Source organism: Bacteroidales bacterium (genome assembly GCA_018334875.1).
GTDB lineage: Bacteria > Bacteroidota > Bacteroidia > Bacteroidales > UBA12077 > JAGXLC01.
Map to the genome: position 1 here is coordinate 1 of JAGXLC010000256.1, position 6,047 is coordinate 6,047.

Sequence of the window (6,047 nt, forward strand, 5' to 3'; positions counted from 1 at the left end):
TTCAATTTTGGCAATTCCTGTTTTGCCATTGCGGAAGCAAAACGGTTCCAGGAATTTTCTTTGCTTTCCTCACGTTGTTCGGTGTTGTCCGGTTTTTCCCACCGGCCTTCCGACCAGCTTCTTTGAGCAAGCCCAAGTAGTTTTGGCAGGGTATAATATTCCAGCATATCCCCGCCTTTGATGGTTTCTCCCCAGAGCTGGCCCTGCAGACCCACTATGTTTTTCCTGGCGTCCGGCTTCAGCCGTTCCATACTTTGAAACCTTTCGTCGTCCGGATCGATGGTCTTAAATAAATCAAATGGGGCAAACTCCCAGGCATCCCTCGTTTTCACGAAACCTCCCCAATACAGGCCGGGTTCATAGGGTGCCGGGTTGTAAGCCAGATCAAAGTAAAGGTTTTGCACGTTGCACAATACAACCGGGTAACCTCTGTTTGCCATCCTGTAGCCCAGGTTCAATGCATCGCCGAGGCTGTTCCACACGTAAGGTACTACATTCTTGTCGGTATAATTGGAATTGATCTGAAAATCACCCTGTGTGCCTTTTTTTAGGGCCACTTCTTCCCAGCCTCCGGTTTTTAATTGTTTTTTGCCCAACATTTCCACTGTTTTATCAAAGAAGTAGGTCTGCAGGTTTCTCGGGTCGTCTAAATCAGGTAATGAATCCAGTAATTCTCTGCACAAGGGGGAGCCGGCCCAGGCCCCTTCGGGAACTTCATCGCCGCCTGTATGAATGAAATCAAATGGCACACCGGCCTCATCATAGATTTCCTTGATCTCATCCACCACTGTTTCATAGAAATTGTATACCGATTGCCTGGCAACGCATACCACGTTGTCATGATAGCGCTGCGCAGAGGTATATGTTGAAGTATCATTGGGATCAATCAGCCGGTATTTTTCAGCTTCTTTTTCTTTTCCCTCCTCCATTAAACTGTCGTAACGGGCTTCCATGGCCTTGATGGCAGCACGTGCATGGGCCGGAAAATTAACAGTGGGAATAACCTTTATGTGTCTTTTTTGGGCATAGGTGAGGATGTCGATATAATCCTGCCGGGTGTAGTATCCTGTGCCGTATTTGTTTTCAACATAGGGCCCGGAACCATAGGAAGGATGCAGATGCTCCTTTTCTTCAAGCGTATGTCCGCGTTTCGAACCTACTTCGGTCAATTCGGGGAGTGCTTCGATCTCCAACCGCCAGCCTTCGTCTTCGGTGAGCACCAGTTGCAATACATTCAGTTTATAGGATGCCATCAGGTCCAGCATCTTAAATATTTCTTCTTTTGTTTGAAAATTTCGGGCCACATCGATGTGCAGTCCCCTGTAATAAAATCTTGGGGCATCTTCCATGGTTAAGGATGTAATTTCAGTATCAGGAGAAGGCTTTTCATAAGCTTCAGCAGGTATTAAGGCCATCAGGCTCTGTATCCCGTAAAATACCCCTGCCTGGTCATTACCCGTTATTTTTATGTCTTGGGCTGTAGTCAAACGATAGGCTTCTTTTTGCTTCCCGTTGACCGTCAGTTTGTCATCTATCTGAAGAGAAATGTAGGGGTGAGCTGAGGGTATTTGTGTGGTCGTTTCCGGTTTGCTGCCCAAAATGCTTTTAAAACGCGTTGCCAGATATTCCGCTTCGTTTTCCAGCCCTTCCTCGTGAAAAATTGGCATGTTTCCGTTGAGGATCGTTTTTCCTCCTTTGCTTTGTATTTTTTTGGGAGAAGGAATCACAGAGGTTGTTTCGCTGTCGCGTATTTCTGTTATCCCTTTATTATCCTCGTAACGCTTTTGAGCGGTGGGCGCCGGATAGGGCAGATCAACCGGGGGTTCATAATTTTTAAGCCATGTCAGCGGTTTTAAGTTGTAATTTTTTACATCCACAATTCCCCTTTCGTTGCCTTCTTCATCCAGAAAAACAAAGTAAGGGTTCAGGGGCCCATCGGATTCCTTCAACAGCATGCCACTGCACTGGTAAGGGATTTCAATGGTTTCGCCCGGTTCCAGTGAAAAATCTTCTTTCGGTGTAAGCTTAAACCAGTCGCCGCTGATATGCTCCACGCGGGCCGGTGCAGCATCATTCTGACTTACGCTGCGGGGCAACTGACTGTAGTACATGACCCAATTATCCGGGCCCAGGGTTACTTTCCCGGTGTTTTCAATGGTAAAGCGTTGTTTGCTGATTTGGTGCTGCTGATTAAAATCACTCACGAGTTCCCAGGAAACATGGAGCGCCTCCTGAGAAGGCAGTTGATCTCCGGTTTTACTGTCGGTACACGCTCCCAAAACCCCCAATGTTAAGAGAAAGGCTAAAGCATTAATTGTCTTCATTATTCTGCATTTCATGTTCGTAATAATTTTTGCCGAAATTAGTGATTTCAGATTGAATTTCTAAAGACTTATTTCAATTAATTTGAATTACGGTACGTTTGGAATGATAAACAAATCCTGCCCTTTTCATTATCTTTGAAGACAGCACACAAACTTCTTAACAAATATTTATGACTTTTAACTGGCAAGAGGGAAATAACAAGGTATTAAGAGTATATAGAACCAAGGCTCAGGCAAAGGAAGGTTATGATAGGATAAGTCGGTTTTACGATTATTTCGAAGGAATCTTCGTGAGAAAATATAGAAACATTGCATTGAAACGTTTGAACATTGGGAGAGGGGAAAGCGTCCTGGAGATCGGCTTTGGAACCGGACATTGTTTGAAGCAAATGGCTGAGGCAGTGGGGGAGAAAGGTAAGGTGTATGGTATTGACATTTCTTCCGGGATGATGGAAGTCAGCAGGAGGAGAATTGAAAAAGCCGGTCTGTTGGATAGAGTAGAACTCAACTGTGGAGATGCATCAAAAATGCCCTACGAAGACAATAAATTTGATGCGGTTTTCATGAGCTTTACCCTTGAACTTTTCGATACACCTGAAATACCGAAAGTGCTTAATGAAATCACCAGGGTTTTAAAATCCAATGGCAGAGTCGGAGTTGTGGGTATGTCAAAAGAGCATAAGCCGTCAATTTTATTGAGATTATATGAGTGGGCACATAAAAAATTTCCGAAATATGTCGATTGTAGGCCGATTCATCTTGAACAGACATTAAAGGATGCCGGGTTCAGGATTGATGATAAAAAGAAAGTGAATTTACTTGGTATACCAATGGAAATTGTTGTCGGTCTAAAACCACCGGAAACCAACACGTAATTATAATTTAGGATAAGAAGCTTCATTGCCCATCATCCAAACTATTTTATCACCGATTTTAATAATCGCCTGTTTCAAATGTTTTTGATTTATTCGGGTTAAATAGTACCTGATTTTATCCGCTTGTCATTGGAAAAATATTGGTTTCAACAAGATATAATTTCCTTTATAATCAGAGGATTGATTCCAGGGAGGGTCTTCTTAAAGATCGTATTATCATAATATTTTGTCTTTAATAATCCCCCCTTCCATTTTAGCTTTGCATTTGAATAAAAAATTTAAATACAAAGAAAAGATGGAAGAAAAAACCAGAGTCAGCGGTGCGGAAGCGCTTCTCCTGTCATTGATCAGGGAAAAGGTTGATACGATTTTCGGTTATCCCGGCGGGGCCATCATGCCCATGTACGATAAGATGTATGATAAGCATGATTTGCTTAATCACATTCTTGTGCGGCATGAACAGGGTGCGGCACATGCAGCCCAGGCCTATGCCCAGGTCACAGGTAAACCGGGCGTTTGTTTTGCCACTTCAGGACCCGGAGCCACCAACCTGATGACAGGCATTACCAATGCAAACCTCGATTCCATTCCTGTAGTTTTCATTACTGCCCAGGTGCCCTCCGGTTTACTGGGTACCGATGCTTTTCAGGAAACCGATATGATTAGCCTTTCCATGCCGGTCACCAAATGGAATTATCAGATTACCTCGGCTGAAAAAATTCCTGAGGCAGTGGCCAAAGCATTTTATTTTGCTAAATCCGGCAGACCCGGACCTGTTTTGCTGGATATAACCAAAGATGCACAGATACAGGAATTTGATTTCCACTATAAAAGAATTAAGTCCATTCGATCTTATAATCCTAAACCAACGCTTGACAAAAACCAGGTTCAACAGGCTCTTGACATGATGAGCCAATCAAAAAAGCCCCTGCTGCTTGCCGGACACGGAATATTGATTGCCAACGCGCGGGATGAGTTGATGGAGTTTGTGGATAAAACCAAAATACCAACGGCAGTGACCCTGTTGGGCAAATCAGTCATTGATGAAGAACATCCTTGTTTTGTCGGTATGTTGGGGATGCATGGCAATTATGCGCCCAATAAGCTTACCAACGAGGCAGATTTGATCATCGCTGCAGGAATGCGCTTTGATGACCGTGTTACGGGTGATATTAGCCGATACGCACCCAATGCCAAAATCATTCATGTTGATATTGACAAAGCCGAACTGAATAAGAACGTGAAGGCCGATCTGGCCATTCATGCTGATATCAAAGATTTTTTGCAGCAGATTGTACCGGCACAATACTATACCTGCAACTCTGAATGGCGCCAGGAATTCAAGAGGCTGAATGAAATGGAAAAAGAAAAAGTGATTGCCCCTGAGCTTTATCCTGAAAATGGTCATTTAAGGGCAGGTGAGGTGATCAGTAAAGTTTCACAACTCACCAAACGGGAAGCCATTGTTGTTACCGATGTCGGACAAAACCAGATGATGGCAGCCCGGTACTATGGATTCAAAAATCCCAACACACTGATCACTTCAGGAGGGCTCGGAACCATGGGTTTTGGACTGCCTGCGGCTGTGGGAGCACAGGTAGGAAAGCCCGACAAAACAGTGGTCCTATTCACCGGAGACGGCGGATTCCAGATGACCGCCCAGGAGCTGGGAACAGTGGTACAATATCAGCTACCTGTCAAAATCATTATTTTCAATAACAATTTCCTGGGTATGGTCCGACAGTGGCAGAATCTGTTCAACGACAAGCGTTATGCCCAAACGACCATGCCAACTCCGGACTTTCCCATGATGGCAAAATCGTTTGGGATAGAAAGCAAATGGGTCCGTGAACGCGATCAACTGGATAATACTATAGAAGAGATGTTTTCCCATGAAGGACCTTATCTGCTGGAAGTAAGCATCGAGAAAGAAGCCAATGTATTCCCGATGATCTATCCCGGAAAGGCCGTTGATGAAATCGTACTTCATGAAGACCAATAACCACAAAAGCCTCAAATAACCATGAAAGAATTGTTTACCATAATCGCATTTTCTGAAAACCATATCGGTTTGCTTAACCGCATCACCATCATCTTCACCCGCAGGCATATCAATATTGAAAGCCTTACGGTTTCTTCCACTGAAGTAAAGGGTATCCACCGCTTTAATATCGTGGTCTATGAAACCCGTGAGCAGGTAGAAAAAGTAGTGGCCCAGATAGAGAAAGTTTCTGAAGTGATGCGGGCCGAATATTATACGAACGATGAAGTTGTTTCCAGAGAGATAGCCCTTTATAAAATACCCCTCAAAACAGCTATTGAGGAAAATCTGGAACAGTTGCTCCGCGAATACGATGCCCGGATGGTGGATGTACAGAGCGATTTTGTGGTCATAGAAAAAACCGGCCACGTGGAAGATACAGAAAAAATCTATGACCTTTTAGAGCCTTTTGGCATTCTTCAGTTTGTTCGCTCTGGCAGTATACCCATCACCAAACAAAGAAAGGAGTTGTCTACCTATTTGAATGAGCTTCCAAGGGATGAATATGCATAATAAAGATGGCTTCTTCATTCCCTGCATTCCGGCAGATTGCTTTCGCGATCTCGGTTGGTGGATTGTCGCATGAAAAAAGCCCTCTCGCTAAACGCGAAAAGGCTTTTTCTTCTGGTCGGGATGGCCAGATTCGAACTGGCGACCCCGTGTCCCCCAGACACGTACTCTAACCGGTCTGAGCTACATCCCGAGTGTTTTGGTGCCGTTTTCTGATGGCACCGTTTATCAGAACGCAAATATATAAAAAATCGTCCCGCAAATTATAATTTATGGGACGATTTTTTTATCTCCACA

The 6,047-nt window shown here is 44.1% G+C and carries 4 protein-coding genes and 1 tRNA gene; 3 read left to right on the top strand and 2 right to left on the bottom strand.

Going from position 1 to position 6,047, the window contains the following annotated elements; genetic code table 11:
• The coding region (locus tag KGY70_15700) for a carbohydate-binding domain-containing protein (GenBank protein MBS3776641.1) at positions 1-2,339 on the bottom strand (2,339 nt) is incomplete at its 3' end.
• 155 nt (positions 2,340-2,494) lie between these two features.
• On the opposite strand from KGY70_15700, the gene KGY70_15705 reads away from it, so the two are divergent.
• From KGY70_15705 to ilvN, 3 genes are all read left to right on the top strand, one after another.
• A complete protein-coding gene (locus KGY70_15705; GenBank protein ID MBS3776642.1) occupies positions 2,495-3,199 on the top strand; it encodes a methyltransferase domain-containing protein in 705 nt (234 codons plus the stop codon).
• Between the two features lie 295 nt (positions 3,200-3,494).
• Positions 3,495-5,201, top strand: a complete 1,707-nt coding sequence (gene ilvB / locus KGY70_15710) for a biosynthetic-type acetolactate synthase large subunit (GenBank protein MBS3776643.1) — start codon at positions 3,495-3,497, stop codon at positions 5,199-5,201.
• Positions 5,202-5,222: 21 nt separating this feature from the next.
• Complete coding sequence (ilvN, locus tag KGY70_15715; GenBank protein MBS3776644.1) at positions 5,223-5,753, top strand: acetolactate synthase small subunit; 531 nt, start codon at positions 5,223-5,225, stop codon at positions 5,751-5,753.
• Positions 5,754-5,865: 112 nt separating this feature from the next.
• On the opposite strand, the gene KGY70_15720 is transcribed toward ilvN, so the two are convergent.
• Positions 5,866-5,943, bottom strand: a tRNA-Pro gene (locus KGY70_15720).
• Positions 5,944-6,047 lie beyond the last annotated feature (104 nt).